The sequence below is a fragment of the Pseudomonas sp. LBUM1678 genome (assembly GCF_059695575.1).
In genome coordinates, this window is record NZ_CP166775.1 from 2,289,536 (window position 1) to 2,306,519 (window position 16,984).

General features: G+C 57.4%; 19 protein-coding genes and 1 tRNA gene. 14 read left to right on the top strand and 6 right to left on the bottom strand.

From position 1 onward, the window contains the following. Positions 1-297: 297 nt before the first annotated feature. From thrS to ACA070_RS10515, 10 genes are all read left to right on the top strand, one after another. Positions 298-2,220 carry a threonine--tRNA ligase gene (gene thrS, locus ACA070_RS10470; protein WP_497451047.1) on the top strand — a complete coding sequence of 641 codons (1,923 nt, stop codon included), beginning with the start codon at positions 298-300 and terminating at the stop codon, positions 2,218-2,220. Next, a complete protein-coding gene (infC, locus tag ACA070_RS10475) occupies positions 2,220-2,771 on the top strand; it encodes a translation initiation factor IF-3 (RefSeq protein WP_176469887.1) in 552 nt (183 codons plus the stop codon). Before thrS ends, infC begins: the two co-directional genes overlap by 1 nt. 60 nt (positions 2,772-2,831) lie before the next feature. Then, complete coding sequence (gene rpmI / locus ACA070_RS10480; protein ID WP_002553160.1) at positions 2,832-3,026, top strand: 50S ribosomal protein L35; 195 nt, start codon at positions 2,832-2,834, stop codon at positions 3,024-3,026. Between the two features lie 28 nt (positions 3,027-3,054). After that, complete coding sequence (rplT, locus tag ACA070_RS10485; RefSeq protein WP_007905879.1) at positions 3,055-3,411, top strand: 50S ribosomal protein L20; 357 nt, start codon at positions 3,055-3,057, stop codon at positions 3,409-3,411. A 109-nt stretch (positions 3,412-3,520) separates the two neighbouring features. Then, entirely contained in the window at positions 3,521-4,537 is a 1,017-nt protein-coding gene (pheS, locus tag ACA070_RS10490) for a phenylalanine--tRNA ligase subunit alpha (protein ID WP_007905876.1), read from the top strand. A gap of 26 nt (positions 4,538-4,563) precedes the next feature. Then, positions 4,564-6,945, top strand: coding sequence for a phenylalanine--tRNA ligase subunit beta (gene pheT / locus ACA070_RS10495; RefSeq protein ID WP_497451048.1), 2,382 nt, complete (start codon positions 4,564-4,566; stop codon positions 6,943-6,945). Between the two features lie 3 nt (positions 6,946-6,948). Then, positions 6,949-7,251 (top strand): integration host factor subunit alpha, encoded by a 303-nt coding sequence (gene ihfA, locus ACA070_RS10500; RefSeq protein WP_002553164.1) that lies wholly within the window; start codon positions 6,949-6,951, stop codon positions 7,249-7,251. After that, the gene (locus ACA070_RS10505) at positions 7,232-7,588 is read left to right on the top strand and encodes a MerR family transcriptional regulator (RefSeq protein WP_003179985.1); all 357 of its coding nucleotides are present in this window, start codon (positions 7,232-7,234) and stop codon (positions 7,586-7,588) included. Before ihfA ends, ACA070_RS10505 begins: the two co-directional genes overlap by 20 nt. A gap of 89 nt (positions 7,589-7,677) precedes the next feature. Then, positions 7,678-7,754: transfer RNA gene (locus ACA070_RS10510), tRNA-Pro, on the top strand. Between the two features lie 446 nt (positions 7,755-8,200). Then, positions 8,201-8,407: a hypothetical protein gene (locus ACA070_RS10515; RefSeq protein ID WP_462029921.1), complete on the top strand. Its 207-nt coding sequence runs from the start codon at positions 8,201-8,203 to the stop codon at positions 8,405-8,407. A gap of 290 nt (positions 8,408-8,697) precedes the next feature. Here the strand turns inward: ACA070_RS10515 and ACA070_RS10520 are convergent, their stop codons facing one another. The 3 genes from ACA070_RS10520 to ACA070_RS10530 form a co-directional block, all read right to left on the bottom strand. Beyond that, a complete protein-coding gene (locus ACA070_RS10520; protein ID WP_497451049.1) occupies positions 8,698-8,970 on the bottom strand; it encodes a hypothetical protein in 273 nt (90 codons plus the stop codon). A 163-nt stretch (positions 8,971-9,133) separates the two neighbouring features. Further along, a complete protein-coding gene (locus ACA070_RS10525) occupies positions 9,134-9,841 on the bottom strand; it encodes a metallophosphoesterase (protein WP_497451050.1) in 708 nt (235 codons plus the stop codon). A gap of 164 nt (positions 9,842-10,005) precedes the next feature. Continuing rightward, positions 10,006-10,209, bottom strand: a complete 204-nt coding sequence (locus ACA070_RS10530; RefSeq protein ID WP_462026568.1) for a hypothetical protein — start codon at positions 10,207-10,209, stop codon at positions 10,006-10,008. A 500-nt stretch (positions 10,210-10,709) separates the two neighbouring features. Here ACA070_RS10530 and ACA070_RS10535 point away from each other — a divergent pair, with 500 nt between their 5' ends. From ACA070_RS10535 to ACA070_RS10545, 3 genes are all read left to right on the top strand, one after another. After that, the gene (locus ACA070_RS10535) at positions 10,710-10,925 is read left to right on the top strand and encodes a TOBE domain-containing protein (protein WP_452625868.1); all 216 of its coding nucleotides are present in this window, start codon (positions 10,710-10,712) and stop codon (positions 10,923-10,925) included. Between the two features lie 245 nt (positions 10,926-11,170). Continuing rightward, positions 11,171-12,190, top strand: a complete 1,020-nt coding sequence (locus ACA070_RS10540) for an ABC transporter substrate-binding protein (protein WP_497451051.1) — start codon at positions 11,171-11,173, stop codon at positions 12,188-12,190. Positions 12,191-12,206: 16 nt separating this feature from the next. Next, complete coding sequence (locus ACA070_RS10545) at positions 12,207-13,433, top strand: RtcB family protein (RefSeq protein ID WP_497451052.1); 1,227 nt, start codon at positions 12,207-12,209, stop codon at positions 13,431-13,433. A gap of 128 nt (positions 13,434-13,561) precedes the next feature. On the opposite strand, the gene ACA070_RS10550 is transcribed toward ACA070_RS10545, so the two are convergent. The 3 genes from ACA070_RS10550 to ACA070_RS10560 form a co-directional block, all read right to left on the bottom strand. Further along, positions 13,562-13,975 (bottom strand): VOC family protein, encoded by a 414-nt coding sequence (locus ACA070_RS10550; RefSeq protein ID WP_497451053.1) that lies wholly within the window; start codon positions 13,973-13,975, stop codon positions 13,562-13,564. A gap of 142 nt (positions 13,976-14,117) precedes the next feature. Then, positions 14,118-14,723 (bottom strand): TetR/AcrR family transcriptional regulator, encoded by a 606-nt coding sequence (locus tag ACA070_RS10555; protein ID WP_497451054.1) that lies wholly within the window; start codon positions 14,721-14,723, stop codon positions 14,118-14,120. Further along, a complete protein-coding gene (locus ACA070_RS10560; protein ID WP_497451055.1) occupies positions 14,710-15,561 on the bottom strand; it encodes a 3-hydroxybutyryl-CoA dehydrogenase in 852 nt (283 codons plus the stop codon). The genes ACA070_RS10555 and ACA070_RS10560 overlap by 14 nt, the downstream gene beginning before the upstream one ends. A 165-nt stretch (positions 15,562-15,726) precedes the next feature. Between ACA070_RS10560 and ACA070_RS10565 the strand changes: the two genes are divergently transcribed. Continuing rightward, entirely contained in the window at positions 15,727-16,740 is a 1,014-nt protein-coding gene (locus ACA070_RS10565; protein WP_497451056.1) for an AraC family transcriptional regulator, read from the top strand. Positions 16,741-16,984: the final 244 nt, after the last annotated feature.

Genomic DNA, 16,984 nt, shown 5'->3' on the forward strand with positions numbered 1-16,984 from the left:
AATTGCATGATTTACCCCAGCACAAAGCCTCGTTGCATCGACGACCGTTCATCTGTGCTAGCATGCCTCGCTCGGGCGTTTGCAGGCTCCGGATGACCTTCAGTCCCGGTAGCGGCAAGTGCGCGATTAACCCTGATTTGAATCCCAGTCACTCTGGTTCGGTTTTCCGGTTGGCCGCAAGGCTCCTGCCGCTGTAAGGCAGGCGTTCGTCATTGAATGGCCTGGATCGGATCTTGTACTGGCTCATCCCAACCCACGTGACCTTTGGTAGGGGTCACCACTAGGAGAGGAGGCGCCATGCCAACTATTACTCTTCCCGACGGCAGTCAACGTTCATTCGACCACCCGGTTTCCGTAGCCGAGGTCGCCGCATCCATTGGTGCAGGTCTGGCCAAGGCCACCGTGGCCGGCAAGGTCAATGGCAAGCTGGTCGACGCCAGCGACATCATCGACAGCGATTCCACGCTGCAAATCATTACGCCAAAGGATGAAGAGGGGCTGGAGATCATTCGCCACTCTTGCGCCCACCTGGTTGGCCACGCGGTCAAGCAGCTGTACCCGACGGCCAGGATGGTTATCGGGCCGGTCATCGACGAAGGCTTCTATTACGACATCGCCTTTGAACGTCCTTTCACTCCGGACGACCTGGCCGCGATCGAACAGCGCATGCAACAGCTGATCGAAAAAGATTACGACGTGATCAAGAAAGTCACTCCGCGCGCCGAAGTGATCGAAGTGTTCAAGGCCCGTGGCGAAGACTACAAGCTGCGCCTGGTCGAGGACATGCCGAACGAGCAGGCCATGGGCCTGTACTATCACGAAGAATACGTCGACATGTGCCGCGGTCCGCATGTGCCGAACACGCGCTTCCTGAAATCCTTCAAGCTGACCAAGTTGTCCGGCGCCTACTGGCGTGGCGATGCCAAGAACGAGCAATTGCAGCGCGTTTACGGCACCGCATGGGCGGACAAGAAGCAGCTGGCGGCTTACATCCAGCGCATCGAAGAAGCTGAAAAGCGCGATCACCGCAAGATCGGCAAGCGCCTGGGCCTGTTCCACACCCAGGAAGAGTCCCCGGGCATGGTGTTCTGGCACCCGAACGGCTGGACCCTGTACCAGGTGCTTGAGCAGTACATGCGCAAGGTTCAGCGCGACAACGGTTACCTGGAGATCAAGACCCCTCAGGTCGTTGACCGCAGTCTGTGGGAGAAATCCGGGCACTGGGCCAACTACGCCGACAACATGTTCACCACTCAGTCGGAAAACCGCGACTACGCGATCAAGCCAATGAATTGCCCTTGCCACGTGCAAGTGTTCAACCAGGGCCTGAAAAGCTACCGCGAGTTGCCGATGCGCCTGGCCGAGTTCGGTGCTTGCCACCGTAACGAGCCATCGGGTGCACTGCACGGCATCATGCGTGTGCGTGCATTCACTCAGGACGACGCCCACATCTTCTGCACAGAAGAGCAGATGCAGGCCGAATCCGCCGCGTTCATCAAGCTGACCATGGACGTTTATGCCGACTTCGGCTTTAAAGACGTCGAAATGAAGCTGTCCACTCGTCCGGAAAAACGCGTGGGTTCCGACGAGCTGTGGGATCGCGCCGAAGCTGCATTGGCTGCAGCCCTTGATAGCGCTGGCTTGCCGTACGATCTGCAGCCGGGCGAGGGTGCGTTCTACGGTCCGAAGATCGAATTCTCGCTGAAAGATTGCCTTGGCCGTGTCTGGCAGTGTGGTACCCTTCAGCTCGATTTTAACCTGCCTGTCCGTCTGGGAGCCGAATACGTCTCTGAAGACAACAGTCGCAAGCACCCGGTTATGTTGCACCGGGCGATCCTCGGATCCTTCGAACGTTTCGTCGGAATCCTGATCGAGCACTACGAGGGTGCATTCCCAGCGTGGCTGGCTCCGACCCAGGCAGTGATCATGAATATCACTGATAAACAGGCCGATTTTGCCGCCGAGGTTGAAAAAACCCTCAATGAAAGCGGATTTCGTGCCAAGTCTGACTTGAGAAATGAAAAGATCGGCTTTAAAATCCGCGAGCATACTTTGCTCAAGGTTCCCTATCTCTTGGTTATCGGAGATCGGGAAGTCGAGATGCAGACTGTCGCTGTGCGTACTCGTGAAGGTGCTGACCTGGGCTCGATGCCCGTCGCCCAGTTCGCTGAGTTTCTCGCGCAAGCGGTTTCCCGGCGTGGTCGCCCAGATTCGGAGTAATTACTATTAAGCGTGAAATGAGACAAGATAAACGAGCTGCACCGAAAGCCCCGATCAACGAGAATATCTCGGCACGCGAGGTTCGGTTAATTGGGGCTGAAGGTGAACAGCTTGGGATTGTGTCAATTGAAGACGCGCTTCTTAAGGCTGAAGAGGCCAAGCTGGATCTGGTGGAAATTTCCGCCGATGCAGTACCCCCTGTTTGCAAACTGATGGACTACGGCAAATCGATCTTCGAGAAGAAGAAGCAGGTTGCCGCGGCCAAGAAAAACCAGAAGCAGATTCAGGTTAAAGAAATCAAGTTTCGTCCAGGGACGGAGGAAGGGGATTACCAGGTAAAACTGCGCAACCTGGTACGTTTCCTGAGTGATGGGGACAGGGCCAAGGTATCCTTGCGATTCCGCGGCCGTGAGATGGCCCACCAGGAGCTGGGGATGGAACTCCTCAAGCGAGTTGAAGGTGACTTGCTCGAGTACGGTTCGGTCGAACAGCATCCTAAGATGGAAGGACGCCAGCTGATTATGGTCATCGCCCCGAAAAAGAAGAAGTAATCATCAGGGCACGGCAGGCCTTCTGATTATGTTTATCAACTGAATGCGGAGTATCCGAACATGCCAAAAATGAAAACGAAAAGTGGTGCTGCTAAGCGGTTTCTGAAAACTGCTAACGGTATCAAGCACAAGCACGCTTTCAAGAGCCACATCCTGACTAAAATGTCGACCAAGCGTAAGCGTCAACTGCGCGGTAGCAGCTTGCTGCATCCGTCTGACGTGGCAAAAGTCGAGCGCATGCTGCGCCTTCGTTAATTTTAGTCAAGAATAGAGGAAGTAACTCATGGCTCGTGTAAAGCGTGGCGTCATTGCCCGTAAACGTCACAAAAAAATTCTGAAACTTGCTAAAGGCTACTACGGCGCTCGCTCGCGCGTATTCCGTGTTGCCAAGCAAGCGGTAATCAAGGCAGGCCAATACGCCTACCGTGACCGTCGTCAGAAAAAACGTCAGTTCCGCGCTCTGTGGATCGCTCGTATCAACGCTGGTGCACGTATCAACGGTCTGTCCTACAGCCGTTTCATCGCCGGCCTGAAAAAAGCGTCCATCGAGATCGACCGTAAGGTTCTGGCTGATCTGGCAGTGAACGAAAAAGCGGCGTTTGCTGCGATTGTCGAGAAAGCTAAAGCCACCTTGGCTTAAGTACCCCCGACAGTCACCCGGCCTCACCTCTGTGGGGCCAGGTGTTAAACGTCATAAATAGGGGAAGAGCCTTCAAGCTCTTCCCCTATTTTGTATCTGGAGTCTGTACATGGAAAACCTGGATGCGCTCGTCTCTCAAGCACTAGAGGCTGTGCAAAGCGCTGAAGATATCAATGCCCTGGAGCAAATCCGGGTTCACTACCTTGGCAAGAAGGGCGAATTGACTCAGGTGATGAAGACCCTGGGGAATTTGCCGGCAGAAGAGCGTCCGCAAGTCGGCGCCCTGATCAACGTTGCCAAGGAGCGTGTCACAGAGGTTCTCAATGCGCGCAAGGCGTTGTTTGAAGAGGCTGACCTGGCCGCCAAACTCTCCGCCGAGTCCATTGACGTGACCCTGCCTGGCCGCGGTCAGACCTCGGGTGGCCTTCATCCGGTCACCCGCACTCTGGAACGAATCGAGCAATTCTTCACCCACATCGGCTACGGCATTGCCGAAGGCCCTGAGGTCGAAGACGATTACCACAACTTCGAAGCGCTCAACATCCCAGGCCATCACCCGGCCCGGTCGATGCATGACACCTTCTATTTCAATGCCAACATGTTGCTGCGCACCCATACCTCGCCGGTACAGGTCCGCACCATGGAATCGAAACAACCGCCGATCCGCATCGTCTGCCCAGGCCGTGTGTACCGTAGCGACTCCGATATCACCCACTCGCCGATGTTCCACCAGGTCGAAGGCCTGCTGGTTGATCGCGACATCAATTTCGCCGACCTCAAAGGGACCATCGAAGAGTTCCTGCGCGTGTTCTTCGAAAAAGAACTGGCCGTGCGTTTCCGCCCTTCGTACTTCCCGTTCACCGAGCCGTCCGCTGAAGTCGACATGGAATGCGTGATGTGCAGCGGTAAAGGCTGCCGTGTCTGCAAACAGACTGGCTGGCTGGAAGTGATGGGCTGCGGCATGGTTCACCCGAACGTGCTGCGCATGTCCGGGATCGACCCGGAAGAGTTTTCGGGCTTTGCCTTCGGCATGGGCGTTGAGCGTCTGGCCATGCTGCGTTACGGCGTGAACGACTTGCGTCTGTTCTTCGACAACGACTTGCGGTTCCTCGCGCAATTTCGCTAGTCGTAACGAATTCTTAGGAGAGCAGGATGAAATTCAGTGAACAATGGCTGCGTGGCTGGGTAAGCCCGCAGGTAAGTCGCGACGAGCTGGTTGCTCGTCTGTCGATGGCCGGTCTTGAGGTCGATAGCGTTACGCTGGCCGCCGGTGAATTCAGTGGCGTGGTCGTCGGCGAAGTGCTGAGCACCGAGCAACACCCGGACGCCGACAAGTTGCGCGTTTGCCAGGTCAGCAATGGCTCGGAGACCTTCCAGGTTGTGTGCGGTGCGCCAAACGTGCGCCCAGGCCTGAAGATCCCGTTCGCCATGATCGGTGCCGAACTGCCGGGCGACTTCAAAATCAAGAAAGCCAAGCTGCGTGGCGTTGAGTCCAACGGCATGCTGTGCTCGCAAGCCGAGCTGCAAGTCGGCGAAGGCAACGACGGCCTGATGGAATTGCCGGCCGATGCGCCGGTCGGTCTGGACATTCGTGAGTACCTGAGCCTGGACGACGCCAGCATCGAGGTCGACCTGACCCCGAACCGCGGCGACTGCCTGTCCCTGGCCGGTCTGGCTCGTGAAGTCGGCGCGCTGTATGACGCTAAAGTCACCCGTCCGGTGGTTGCTGTCGTGCCAGCCGTGCACGACGAAGTGCGCTCGATCGAAGTGCTGGCGCCAGCCGCTTGCCCGCGTTACCTGGGCCGTGTGATCCGTAACGTTGACCTGTCCAAGCCGACGCCGCTGTGGATGGTCGAGCGCTTGCGCCGTGGTGACGTGCGCAGCATCGACGCTGCCGTCGACATCACCAACTACGTGATGCTGGAGCTGGGCCAACCGTTGCACGCGTTCGATCTCGCCGAAATCAATGGCGGCATCCGCGTGCGCATGGCCGAAGAAGGCGAGAAGCTGGTATTGCTCGACGGTCAGGAAGTCAGCCTGCGTAACGATACGCTGGTGATTGCCGACCACACCCGCGCCTTGGCAATCGCCGGCGTCATGGGGGGCGAGCACAGCGGCGTCAACACCGCGACCACTCGCGACGTATTCCTGGAAAGCGCGTTCTTCGACCAGATCGCCGTTGCGGGTAAGGCCCGTTCCTATGGCCTGCACACCGATGCTTCGCACCGCTACGAGCGTGGCGTGGACTGGCAACTGGCCCGTGAAGCCATGGAGCGCGCCACTGGCCTGCTGCTGGAAATCACTGGTGGCGAAGCTGGCCCGATCATCGAAACTTTGAGCGAGCAGCATCTGCCGTCGATTGCGCCGGTTACGCTGCGTGCTCAGCGCATCACTCAGATGCTGGGCATGGAAATGGAGTCGGCCGAAGTCGAGCGTCTCCTCAGTGGCCTGGGCCTGAAGATTGCTGCCGACGGGGCAGGGCAGTGGCGCGTTGAAGTGCCAAGCCATCGCTTCGACATCAGCCTGGAAGTCGATCTGATCGAAGAACTGGCTCGTCTGTACGGTTACAACCGTCTGCCGGTTCGTTACCCGCAAGCTCGCCTGGCACCGCAAGCCAAGGCTGAAGCGCGCAGCGATCTGCCTGAACTGCGTCGCCTGTTGGTGGCTCGCGGTTATCAGGAAGCGATCACCTACAGCTTCATCGATCCGAAACAATTCGAGTTGTTTAATCCGGGTGTCGAGCCGCTGCTGCTGGCCAACCCGATTTCGAACGACATGGCGGCCATGCGCTCGTCGCTGTGGCCCGGTCTGGTCAAGGCGCTTCAGCACAACCTGAACCGTCAACAGGATCGCGTCCGTCTGTTCGAAAGCGGCCTGCGTTTTGTCGGTCAGCTGGAAGGCTTGAAGCAAGAGCCGATGCTGGCGGGTGTTGTTTGCGGTAGCCGTCTGCCAGAAGGGTGGGCTCAAGGTCGCGATGTCGTGGATTTCTTCGACGTCAAAGCCGACGTGGAAGCGGTGCTGGGCTTTGCCGGAGCGCTGGATTCGTTCACGTTCGTGCCGGGCAAACACCCTGCGTTGCACCCGGGTCAAACCGCGCGCATCGAACGTGAAGGTCGCCTGGTCGGTTTCGTCGGCGCTATCCACCCTGAATTATCGAAAACCCTCGGTCTCGACCGTCCGGTGTTCGTCTTCGAGCTGGTTCTGGCCGAAGTGGCATTGGGAAAAATGCCTAAATTCCAGGAGTTATCACGCTTTCCTGAAGTGCGTCGTGACTTGGCACTGATTGCCGCCACGGATGTTGCGGCCAGTGCCGTAATGGACGTAATCCGTGAAAATGCAGGCGAATGGCTCACAGACCTCAGGCTATTTGACGTGTATCAGGGTAAAGGCATTGATCCTGATAGAAAAAGCCTTGCAGTCGGCTTGACCTGGCAGCATCCATCGCGCACTCTTAATGACGATGAGGTGAATACCACGACGCAAAACATCCTCACCTCGCTCGAACAAAGGTTGAACGCCACGTTAAGGAAGTGACGTATGGGGGCTCTGACGAAAGCTGAAATGGCGGAACGTCTGTATGAAGAGCTGGGCCTGAATAAACGGGAGGCCAAGGAATTGGTCGAACTGTTTTTTGAAGAAATCAGGCACGCTCTTGAAGACAACGAACAAGTCAAATTGTCCGGTTTCGGCAATTTCGACCTTCGGGACAAACGCCAGCGGCCTGGCCGCAATCCGAAAACGGGTGAAGAAATCCCGATCACGGCTCGCCGTGTGGTCACCTTTCGTCCAGGGCAGAAGTTGAAGGCCCGAGTTGAGGCTTATGCTGGAACCAAGTCATAACGACGAGCTACCCGTCATCCCAGGCAAACGCTACTTCACCATTGGTGAAGTCAGCGAGCTGTGTGCGGTAAAACCGCACGTGCTGCGCTATTGGGAGCAGGAGTTTCCTCAACTCAACCCCGTCAAACGCCGCGGAAACCGCCGGTATTATCAGCGCCAAGACGTGCTGATGATCCGGCAGATCCGCGCGCTTCTTTACGATCAAGGGTTCACCATCGGCGGTGCGCGTCTGCGTCTGTCCGGTGATGAAGCCAAAGACGACACCACTCAATACAAGCAGATGATTCGACAGATGATTGCCGAGTTGGAAGATGTGTTGGTTGTTCTCAAGAAATAATTTCCTGCGATTGAATACTTCCAGTTTTCAAAAGCTTGCGATATATTCTTGAGCGTTCTTCGAGGAGAAGAACGAGTTTCACGCCTAGTCGGGGCGTAGCGCAGTCCGGTAGCGCACTAGCATGGGGTGCTAGGGGTCGAGTGTTCGAATCACTCCGTCCCGACCATATTTTCTGATTAAAATCAGACACTTAAGCCGATCAGATAGATCGGCTTTTTTGTGTCTGCGCAAAACCTGCGCGTAACTACTCGGTGATTTCGTTGTAGCAGTACGCCAAAGGAAAAGACTGAATTTGAGAAGCAGGTCGACGCGGTACCCATGCCCACGACCGAGGCTGATCGTCTAGTGCAATGCAAGAACCTCAGCAACCTGTATCTTTTCGAGTTGATGGATGCTGGTGATACGAGCAGTGTTTCGTCTCTGTTCCAGTCTCGGGGTCTTTCGAGGGCCACGGCAATCTACCGGCGGATAATCGCGATAAGCTGAACCAGGGCGGAAAGACAGCCGTGGTTGGCGTTATAAGCTCAACGGATCTGATCAAATGTATTCGAGTGGCTGATACTCTTGAGCTGGCAACTGAAAGCAAGCACCGCCCGGCAGAAGGGTTACTCAATGTTGAAGAAACAGCCGGAAAGCAAAGCAGCGACTGCTGCTGAAATTGAGCGCTCCATCCAAGCCCTGAACAAAATGGCAGAACGCCTTTGGGGTGACGGCCGGGAAGTTGAGGCGAAAGCCCTCCTCGATGCCCTGGATTCTCTAAACCGAGCGCTGGACCGAATCAGGATTGGCGAAAGTCGCAGGGTAGTGACTCTCCATTGATACGGACGAATCAACCGGCGACCGTGTTTTGAAGGCTGGGACAACAGGCAAGGAAGGTAATAACTGATGTGGCTACTTGAACTTCTGTCCGACCTTTTCGACGGCCTCGCTGATATTCAGCCTTACGAAAAACCTCGCAGGGTTTTCACGCGGGGATTTGTCGCATTCTGTGTGATGGTCGCTGTGTTTGAGCTTATAGCGCTGAGCCAGTTTTACGAGGGCACACGCGGGTGAATACTGGCTGTCTTTCTTGTTTCAGTCTTGCGCAAAACCCGCATGAGGGCTCACCGTTACTGTTTCGGCTTCGTCCCTCCATCCCCTGAGTCACTTGAAGTAGCAGCATCTTTTTCCATTTCCTGCGACTCCGCACCAGAATTAGACCCCGCAGCTTCCTCGCCCTTTTTGTCAGCTTTTTCCTTGTTGGACTCACCCCCTTGGTTAAGCCCGGGAAGAGCACTTGGTGGGATGGTAGCGTCTTCCGTGGTCTTCTCGGCCGCGAGCGAGTAGAGCGAGTAGATCGGCAGAAGTCCCGCAAGAATGAGAGCGGCAATTTTGCTGTTCATCGTTTGCGCCTACTGTGCGAGTGAATGTATGCATTGGAAGACCGCGGAGAGTAAACGTGCCGATGTCAGGACGAGCGGTTGTTTTCTTCTTCGTCCTGGCCATGCAACTGGCGATCTACTCATTTCTCATAAAGGCCGAGACACCTGAATTGACAAAAAAACGTCAGGACGCAGCTTCAAGCGTATCGAGATTCAAAAGAGTGAAGTAACCCACATCAGGCTTCCAGCCAGCGGTGTCGATATGAATCACATTGCCAAGCCTGACCGGTTTACGTATCGGTGTATGACCGACGATCAATGCACGCAGGCCCTCAACGCCATGCATCTCCCATTGATCGAGTCGGCTTCGTGACCACATGCAACGATGCTGCACCTGCATCAGGCGCTGGCTGCTCTCTGGCGATTCCAGTTCCTCTCGCAGCTGCTGCCATGATGCAAATGGACAATCGGCATGCACGATGCCAATCAGGCCTTGTGCCGTTTCAACTTCGATTGCGATAGGCAGCCCGGCAAACTTCGCCGCGAATTCTTTCTGCTCGGACAGCGATAGCTCCGTGAACCAAAAGCCGCCGTTGTAGATCCAGCTATCGACGTCGCAGGTATCGAAGTGAACCACGTAGTCGTCATGGTTGCCGCACACTGCCTGGAACCATGGCTTGTCCAGCCAATCGAGCGCATCACGGCATTCGGGCCCGCGGTCAATCAGATCGCCGACGCTGAACAGGCGATCGACCAAGCGGTTGAACCCGGCTGCATCCAGCGCAGCCTGCAACCGAGTGAAGTGGCCATGAATATCACCAACGGCGAAATCCCTGCCGACAGTGTTTGCGGCGAAGCGCTTTACGCGCGTCAACTCTGAAACTTCGAACATGGCAGTGCCTCATCCGCCAATCGCCGGCGAGCTAGTGGTCAGTTGAGTTTAGGCCGCGTCGGCGCAAATCGTGGGCAAGGCTTGGAGGCAGGGCTTCGGGTTGATCACAAAGACATAAAGAAAAACCCGGCAATTGGGCCGGGTTTTGTTCGTCAGGGGCAGCGTTAGTAACCAGCCACCTGGGCGAGGAGGTTGTCCTGCGCCACGGCGATGAAGTGCAGTGGAACGTGCGATTGTTCATCAGGGGTGCGGATTTCGACGCTACCGACGATTTGAAGGTGTCGCTCACTCAGCCCGGTCGACTCTGCTGCTTTTGCCATAGCCATTTTTCTCGCGTGGTTCGCTGCGATTTCATTGAGAGTTGACACGTTACATCTCCGGGGGGACTGACCAAGCGTTAATTAGAGTTGCTGCCGCGTCAGAATTACGTCGTTCTGCGGCTGCCAAGACCGGCTTGTGCAATCCCTAAGCCAGACAGGGCCGCCTGTTGCGCGCCAGGTTTTCCTATGCGACGAGTGGTTGTAGCGGACTGTGCTGCACCTGCTGATCGTCCAGGCAGGCATCAAAACGCCCGGCTAATGCAGATTTGTCGGGCGTTTTGCTTTCGCACTTCGTAGGAGCCAGGCTTGCCGGCGAAGGCGTCCTCAAGCACGCCTTCGTTATCAAGCCGTGCACACATTGTCGGGCCAGGGCATCGAGAGGGTGAGCAGCATAAATCCAGGATTGGGAGAGTCTGCGCTTAGCTTTTATATTCCATAAAGATATAAATAGATAATTATATATTCCTTTTGTCGGTGGTTCAGGTGGTGCATTTTGAAGGCCTGCGCATCCATGCGGATGTGCCCGACACCAGACAGGAAGCCTCAACATGACCATCAAAGCGATCAACGTCCGCAACCAGTTCAAAGGCGTCATCAAGGAAATAGTGCAGGGCGACGTGGTGTCCGAAATTGACGTGCAAACCGCGTCCGGCATTGTCACCTCGGTGATCACCACCCGCTCGGTGCGCGACCTTGAATTGAAAGTGGGCAGCGAGGTGATTGCCTTCGTTAAATCCACCGAGGTGTCGATCGCCAAGCTCTGAAGAGCCTGTTCGAAATTCAACATCTGCGCCTCGGCTAATGCCGGTAACGACGAAAATCCTGTGGGAGCGTGGCTTGCCCGCGAAGAATGCACCGCGGTTTTTCAGGTATTACGCGTCATCGTTCTTCGCGGGCAAGCCACGCTCCCACAGGTTCTGCGTCTTGATTTACGGGTATCAGCGGCTTCGGCCGCTTTTTTTCGGCGGCTAAGTGCCGCGATGGTTCTTCCAATCACGTTGAGGTTTTCATGGCGACTCCTTTCAAGCGCTCCCCGTTGACCCTGTTGTCAGCCTCTGTGGCCGCAATAAGTACGTTACTCAGCGGCGGCGTTCAGGCCGAAGGCAAAATCAGCATTGCCCAGCAATTTGGCATCGGTTACCTGATCCTGGATGTGGTACGCGATCAGCAACTCATCGAGAAACATGGCAAGGAACAGGGCCTCGACATCAAGGTCGACTGGAACAGCATCTCCGGTGCCACGGCGATGAACGAGGCGTTGCTGGCCGGTGCGCTGGATGTGGTGTCGGCCGGTGTGCCGCCGATGCTGACGATCTGGGATCGGACCAAGGGCAAGCAAAACGTCAAGGCCATCGCGTCGCTGGGTTCGATGCCCAACTACCTGCTGACCAACAATCCGAATGTGAAGAGCCTCAAGGACTTCACTGAAAAGGATCGCATCGCCGTACCGGCGGCGGGCGTCGGTTTCCAGTCGCGCACGTTGCAGATCGAAACGGCCAAGCAGTTTGGCGCTGAACACTTCAAGAAGTTTGATGACATCTCGATCAGCCTCGCGCACCCGGATGCGACGTCGGCGTTGATTGCCGGCGGGTCGGAGATCAACTCGCATTTTTCCAGCCCGCCGTTCCAGTACCAGGAATTGCAGAGTCCCAACGTGCACAAGGTGCTGAGTTCCTACGACGTATTGGGAGGCCAGGCCACGTTTAACGTGCTGTACACCACCGAGAAATTCCACGACGAAAACCCGAAAACCTACAAGGCGTTCTACGCGGCGCTGGCCGAGGCCGAGAAAATCATCAAGGCCGATAAGCCGGCGGCCGCCCAGACCTATATCCGAGTGGAGCAATCGAAACTATCCTTGCCATTGGTAGAGAAAATCGTCGCTGACCCCGAAATCGACTTTACCGTGGTGCCGCAGCGCACCTTTATCTACGCCGAGCAACTGCAGGCGCTCGGCGTGCTGAAAAACAAGGCTGACAGCTGGAAAGATTACTTCTTTGAGGAAGCACATGGCGGTGCAGGCAGTTGAGAAAAGACCGGACATCATGCAAAAGCAGAGCTACCAACTGCTGGAAGTCGCTAACGGCAAACCGATCAAACTCTGGACCGAAGGCGTCCCGGTAGAAAACGAAGCCAGGCAGCAATTGATCAACACCGCGAAGATGCCGTTCATCTTCAAACACTTGGCGGTGATGCCCGACGTGCACCTGGGCAAGGGCTCGACCATCGGCAGTGTGATTCCTACCGTGGGCGCGATCATTCCGGCCGCTGTCGGCGTGGACATTGGCTGCGGCATGATCGCTGCGCGTACTTCGCTGACCGCCGCTGATTTGCCGGACAACCTGCATGGTTTGCGCTGTGCGATCGAAAAAGCGGTGCCCCATGGTCGCACCGTCGGTCGTGGCATGCGGGACAAAGGTGCCTGGGACAGCGTTCCGAAACAGGCCGATCATGCCTGGGCTGCGCTGAATCCACGGTTCAAGGCGATCACCGACAAATACCCGAAACTCGCCAGCACCAACAACCGTGGACATTTGGGCACGTTGGGCAGCGGTAACCATTTCATCGAGGTGTGCCTGGATGAAACCGACCGCGTCTGGTTCATGCTGCACAGCGGTTCACGCGGGGTCGGCAACGCCATCGGCAACCTGTTCATTCAGTTGGCTCAGGCCGACATGCGCCAGCACCTCGCCAATCTGCCGGACCGTGACCTGGCGTACTTCGAGGAAGGCAGCCGGCATTTTGATGACTACGTCGAAGCCGTCGGTTGGGCCCAGGATTTCGCCAGACAGAACCGGGCATTGATGATGCACGCGGTGATTCAGGCAGCACGCAAAGTAATCAGCAAACCGTTCGAAGTCGCCCTGGAAGCGGTGAATTGCCACCACAACTACGTGCAAAAAGAGCGGCACTTCGGTCAGGATATTCTGGTCACCCGCAAGGGCGCGGTGTCGGCGCAGAAGGGCGAGTTGGGGATCATTCCGGGATCAATGGGCGCGAAGAGTTTCATCGTTCGCGGGCTCGGCAACGAGCAATCGTTCTGCTCCTGTAGCCACGGCGCCGGCCGCACCATGAGCCGCACCAAGGCGAAAAGCCTGTTCACCGTCGAAGATCAGATCCGCGCCACCGCCCACGTCGAGTGCCGCAAGGATGCGTCGGTGATCGATGAAATACCGATGGCCTACAAAGACATCGACCGCGTCATGCACGCCCAGCGCGAACTGGTGGAGGTGCTGCACACCTTGCGTCAGGTGGTGTGCGTGAAGGGGTAGGCGCGGCGCAAAGATCGCAGCCTCGTTTCACTCGACAGCTCCTACATTGGAATACATATCCCCTGTAGCAGCTGTCGAGTGAAACGAGGCTGCGATCTCCTGTTCTACCGATACTTGATCACGAACAATCACTGATCCTTCTCGCAATTCACCATCCACGACACACCAAACCGGTCAACCAGCATTCCAAAGCGCGCCGCCCAGAAGGTAGCTTCCAGTGGCATTTGCACGCTGCCGTCTTCCGACAAGGCGCCGAAGACACGTTCGGCTTCGGCAATGCTGTCGACGTTCAGCGAGACCGAACACCCGCTCATGTCATCAGTCGGGCGATCTGGTGTGGTGTCCGAACCCATGATCGCCTGATCGCCCACCGCCAGGCGGGTATGGATGATCAGGTTGTGCAGGTCCGCGGGAAAGTGCTCGCGCGCCGGGCTTTCGCCGAAGGTCATCATCATTTCGATCTGGCCTTGCAGGGCTTGCGCATAGAAGGTGAAGGCGGCTTTGCAGTCGCCGTTGAAAATGAGGTAGGGATTGATTTTCATGTTTTGCTCCCGGTAACCGTGGGGCGGAGACCCACATTGGCCTTTGAATTGACTCCAAGTAGCAAAGCGTTAGATGCGGGGTTGTGCAGGATTTGTTTAGACGGTTTTTCTATGGAAGAGGGAAGGCTTATTGCCTGAAACCTCAGGCCGCCGCACGGGCGGCAGGTGATGGGCGCAGCAAGCGTTCGACAGCGCCGCTCACCATGTTTTCCAGCAGCTCATCGCGTTGCACATCATCCAGCGGATGCTGCGCCAGCCAGCCGGGCGCGCTGTTGAGCAAGTTGGAGATGGCGTGTCCGGCGGCCATCAAACCCTGTTCGCCGAGGCGGGACGGGGCGCCGAGCATCTTCAGCAACTTGCGTTCGTATTGCTCGCGCAACTGGCGAACGCGCGCTTGTTGCTCTTCGTTCAGGCAGCCGCTGTCGCGCTCCGCCAGGCGAAAATGCCACGGCATTTCCCGATGCAGATTCAGGTGTGCGCGGATCAGGTTGGGCAGTTTGTCGCGTTTGGCCGAGGCCTTTTGATCGATGCGCCCGAGGGTCGACAGCAGCTCTTCGTAGAACTCCTCGATCAGGTCGAGCAGCAAGTGCTGCTTGCTCGGGTAATGGTGATACAACGAGCCCGGGGACAACCCCAGGCACGTTGCCAGCTCACGCATGCCGACCTGCCCGAACCCTTTGCTGGCGAACAACTCCAGCACTTTGTCCCGGTACTCGGCGAAGCGTGAGCAACGCTCAGGCATAGGCATGGAAGCCACGTCCTGTCTTGCGTCCCAGGTAGCCGGCGGCGACCATTTCCTTGAGCAGCGGAGCGGGGCGGTATTTGCTGTCGTTGAAACCGTCGTAGAACGCTTCGAGAATCGCCAGTACGGTGTCCAGACCGATCAGGTCCGCCAACGCCAGCGGGCCGATCGGCTGGTTGCAGCCCAGGCGCATGCCGGCGTCGATGTCGTCGGCGCTGGCCAGGCCTTCCTGGAGCACCAGAATCGCTTCGTTGATCATCGGCACCAGGATCCGGTTGACCACGAAGCCCGGGCGGTTGCCGGCGGTGATCGCGGTTTTGCCGAGAGTGGTGGCCATGTCCAGCGCCAAGGCGTGGGTCGCGTCGCTGGTTTGCAGGCCGCGGATCACTTCGATCAGGCCCATCACCGGCACCGGGTTGAAGAAGTGCAGGCCGATGAAACGCTCAGGCTGGCTGACGCTGGCGGCGAGTTGCGTAATCGACAGTGACGAGGTGTTGGAGGCGATCACGCACTCGGCGCTGACCTGCGCGGCGATCTGTTGCAGCACGCGCAGTTTGAGGTCGAGGTTTTCGGTGGCGGCTTCGATTACCAGCTGCACGTTCTGCAGGCTGCTGTACTCGGTGCTGGTGCGGATCCTGGCGAGGGCGTCGAGCTTTTGCGACTCGGTCAGGGTTTCCTTGGTTATCTGCCGGTCGAGGTTCTTGCCGATGGTGGCCAAGGCCTTTTGCAGAGCGCTGTCGGCGATGTCGATCAAGGTCACGTTGAAGCCGGCCAGCGCACAGACTTGTGCAATGCCGTTGCCCATGGTGCCCGCGCCGATCACGCCAATGTTTTGCAGATTCATGTACCCGTCCTTACGATCAACCTTGCGATACCTTGGCCGCCGCAATGGCCGAAGGCGTACTATTGGCCGCGAGTCTAGAACCGGCAGGGCGGTTGTCCTATGCCGCAACTGTTCAACGGTGCTGGTGTTTTTTGCCATTCGGGCGATGGGGAGAGAAGCGTTCAAATGCGGGAAAAGGACTCGGTGGCGGCCTACTTCGTGCAGGCGATGATCCATGGGCAAGGGCACACTCCGCAGCGCTCGCGCGCTGCGCTGGAAGAGGCGGGCATCGACCCGGCGTTGATCGAGCAGCCGACCGCGCGAGTGCCGGCGAGCGCGTTTGCCGCGCTGTGGCTGATTCAGATCCGCACGCTTGACGACGAGTTCTTCCGCCTCGACTCCCACGGCATGCCCCCCGGCAGCTTCGCGTTGATCTGCCGCGCCCTGATTCAGGAACCCGACCTGCACAAAGCCATGCGTCAGTGCCTGGCCAACTTCGCCCTGTTCCTGCGCGACTTTCGCGGCACGCTGACGGTGCGCGGCAAGCGCGCGATCATCAGCCTCGACACCCACGCGCAAAACGCAGACGCCAGCCGTTTCGGTGAAGAGACGTTCCTGGTGCTGATGATTAGCCTGCTGTGCTGGCTCGGCGGGCGGCGCATCCCCATCGATCGCGCGGATTTTCGCCATGAGCGCGTTTCCCTCAGCGACGACCGATTGCTCTGGGGCCCCAACCTGACCTTCGGCGCCGAACGCACCGAAATCGAATTCGCCAGCCACTACCTGCGCCTGCCGGTGGTCCAGGACCTGGCCTCACTGAAAGTGTTCCTGCGCACGGCACCGCAATGGTTGGTGATCCGCTTTCGCAACCAGCATGGCCTGGCGTCGCAAGTCCATCAGCGCCTGCGCAACAGCCATTACAGCGAATGGCCGACCTTGCAGGCGTTTGCCCTGGAACAACACCTGAGCCCCAGCACCTTCCGCCGCAAGCTGGAGCGGGAAGGGTGTTCGTATCAGGAGATCAAGGATGAAGTGCGGCGCGGGGTGGCGTTTGAGCAGTTGCGTGAGAGCCGGGCGAGTATCAGCGACATTGCCGAGCAGCTGGGGTTTCAGGAGCCGAGTGCGTTTCACCGGGCGTTCAAGAAGTGGACGGGGGAGAGTCCGGGGCGGTATCGGGCGCGGTTTCAGGATTCCCAGTGAGCGTTTTGAGTGGGCATTTTGTGAGCAACCTGACTCGGCTGTTTAACCATGTAAGGGTGCTTGTTTAAAACCCATCAAGGTTACGTCCTGAAAGCTACAAAACCTTGCGCCGTTGCCTACGGCTGCGCCAGAATCCCCCGGCTTGTGCGGTTTGACCCCGGACTCTATCGTTTCCCTGCCACTGCTCATCAGTGGTCGGGTTTAGTAGCCCGTTGCAGTCAAGTCGCACGATGTCTATCAGTCG

Excerpts from the sequence above, each read along its gene's own strand:
- ACA070_RS10535 (WP_452625868.1), top strand. The coding sequence starts at position 10,710 with ATGACCATCAAAGCGATCAACGTCCGCAACCAGTTCAAAGGCGTCATC.
- ihfA (WP_002553164.1), top strand. The coding sequence starts at position 6,949 with ATGGGGGCTCTGACGAAAGCTGAAATGGCGGAACGTCTGTATGAAGAG.
- pheS (WP_007905876.1), top strand. The coding sequence starts at position 3,521 with ATGGAAAACCTGGATGCGCTCGTCTCTCAAGCACTAGAGGCTGTGCAA.
- ACA070_RS10565 (WP_497451056.1), top strand. The coding sequence starts at position 15,727 with ATGCGGGAAAAGGACTCGGTGGCGGCCTACTTCGTGCAGGCGATGATC.
- ACA070_RS10555 (WP_497451054.1), bottom strand. The coding sequence starts at position 14,723 with ATGCCTATGCCTGAGCGTTGCTCACGCTTCGCCGAGTACCGGGACAAA.
- ACA070_RS10505 (WP_003179985.1), top strand. The coding sequence starts at position 7,232 with ATGCTGGAACCAAGTCATAACGACGAGCTACCCGTCATCCCAGGCAAA.
- ACA070_RS10540 (WP_497451051.1), top strand. The coding sequence starts at position 11,171 with ATGGCGACTCCTTTCAAGCGCTCCCCGTTGACCCTGTTGTCAGCCTCT.
- ACA070_RS10525 (WP_497451050.1), bottom strand. The coding sequence starts at position 9,841 with ATGTTCGAAGTTTCAGAGTTGACGCGCGTAAAGCGCTTCGCCGCAAAC.
- pheT (WP_497451048.1), top strand. The coding sequence starts at position 4,564 with ATGAAATTCAGTGAACAATGGCTGCGTGGCTGGGTAAGCCCGCAGGTA.
- rplT (WP_007905879.1), top strand. The coding sequence starts at position 3,055 with ATGGCTCGTGTAAAGCGTGGCGTCATTGCCCGTAAACGTCACAAAAAA.
- ACA070_RS10515 (WP_462029921.1), top strand. The coding sequence starts at position 8,201 with ATGTTGAAGAAACAGCCGGAAAGCAAAGCAGCGACTGCTGCTGAAATT.
- rpmI (WP_002553160.1), top strand. The coding sequence starts at position 2,832 with ATGCCAAAAATGAAAACGAAAAGTGGTGCTGCTAAGCGGTTTCTGAAA.
- thrS (WP_497451047.1), top strand. The coding sequence starts at position 298 with ATGCCAACTATTACTCTTCCCGACGGCAGTCAACGTTCATTCGACCAC.
- ACA070_RS10520 (WP_497451049.1), bottom strand. The coding sequence starts at position 8,970 with ATGAACAGCAAAATTGCCGCTCTCATTCTTGCGGGACTTCTGCCGATC.
- ACA070_RS10545 (WP_497451052.1), top strand. The coding sequence starts at position 12,207 with ATGCAAAAGCAGAGCTACCAACTGCTGGAAGTCGCTAACGGCAAACCG.
- ACA070_RS10560 (WP_497451055.1), bottom strand. The coding sequence starts at position 15,561 with ATGAATCTGCAAAACATTGGCGTGATCGGCGCGGGCACCATGGGCAAC.
- ACA070_RS10550 (WP_497451053.1), bottom strand. The coding sequence starts at position 13,975 with ATGAAAATCAATCCCTACCTCATTTTCAACGGCGACTGCAAAGCCGCC.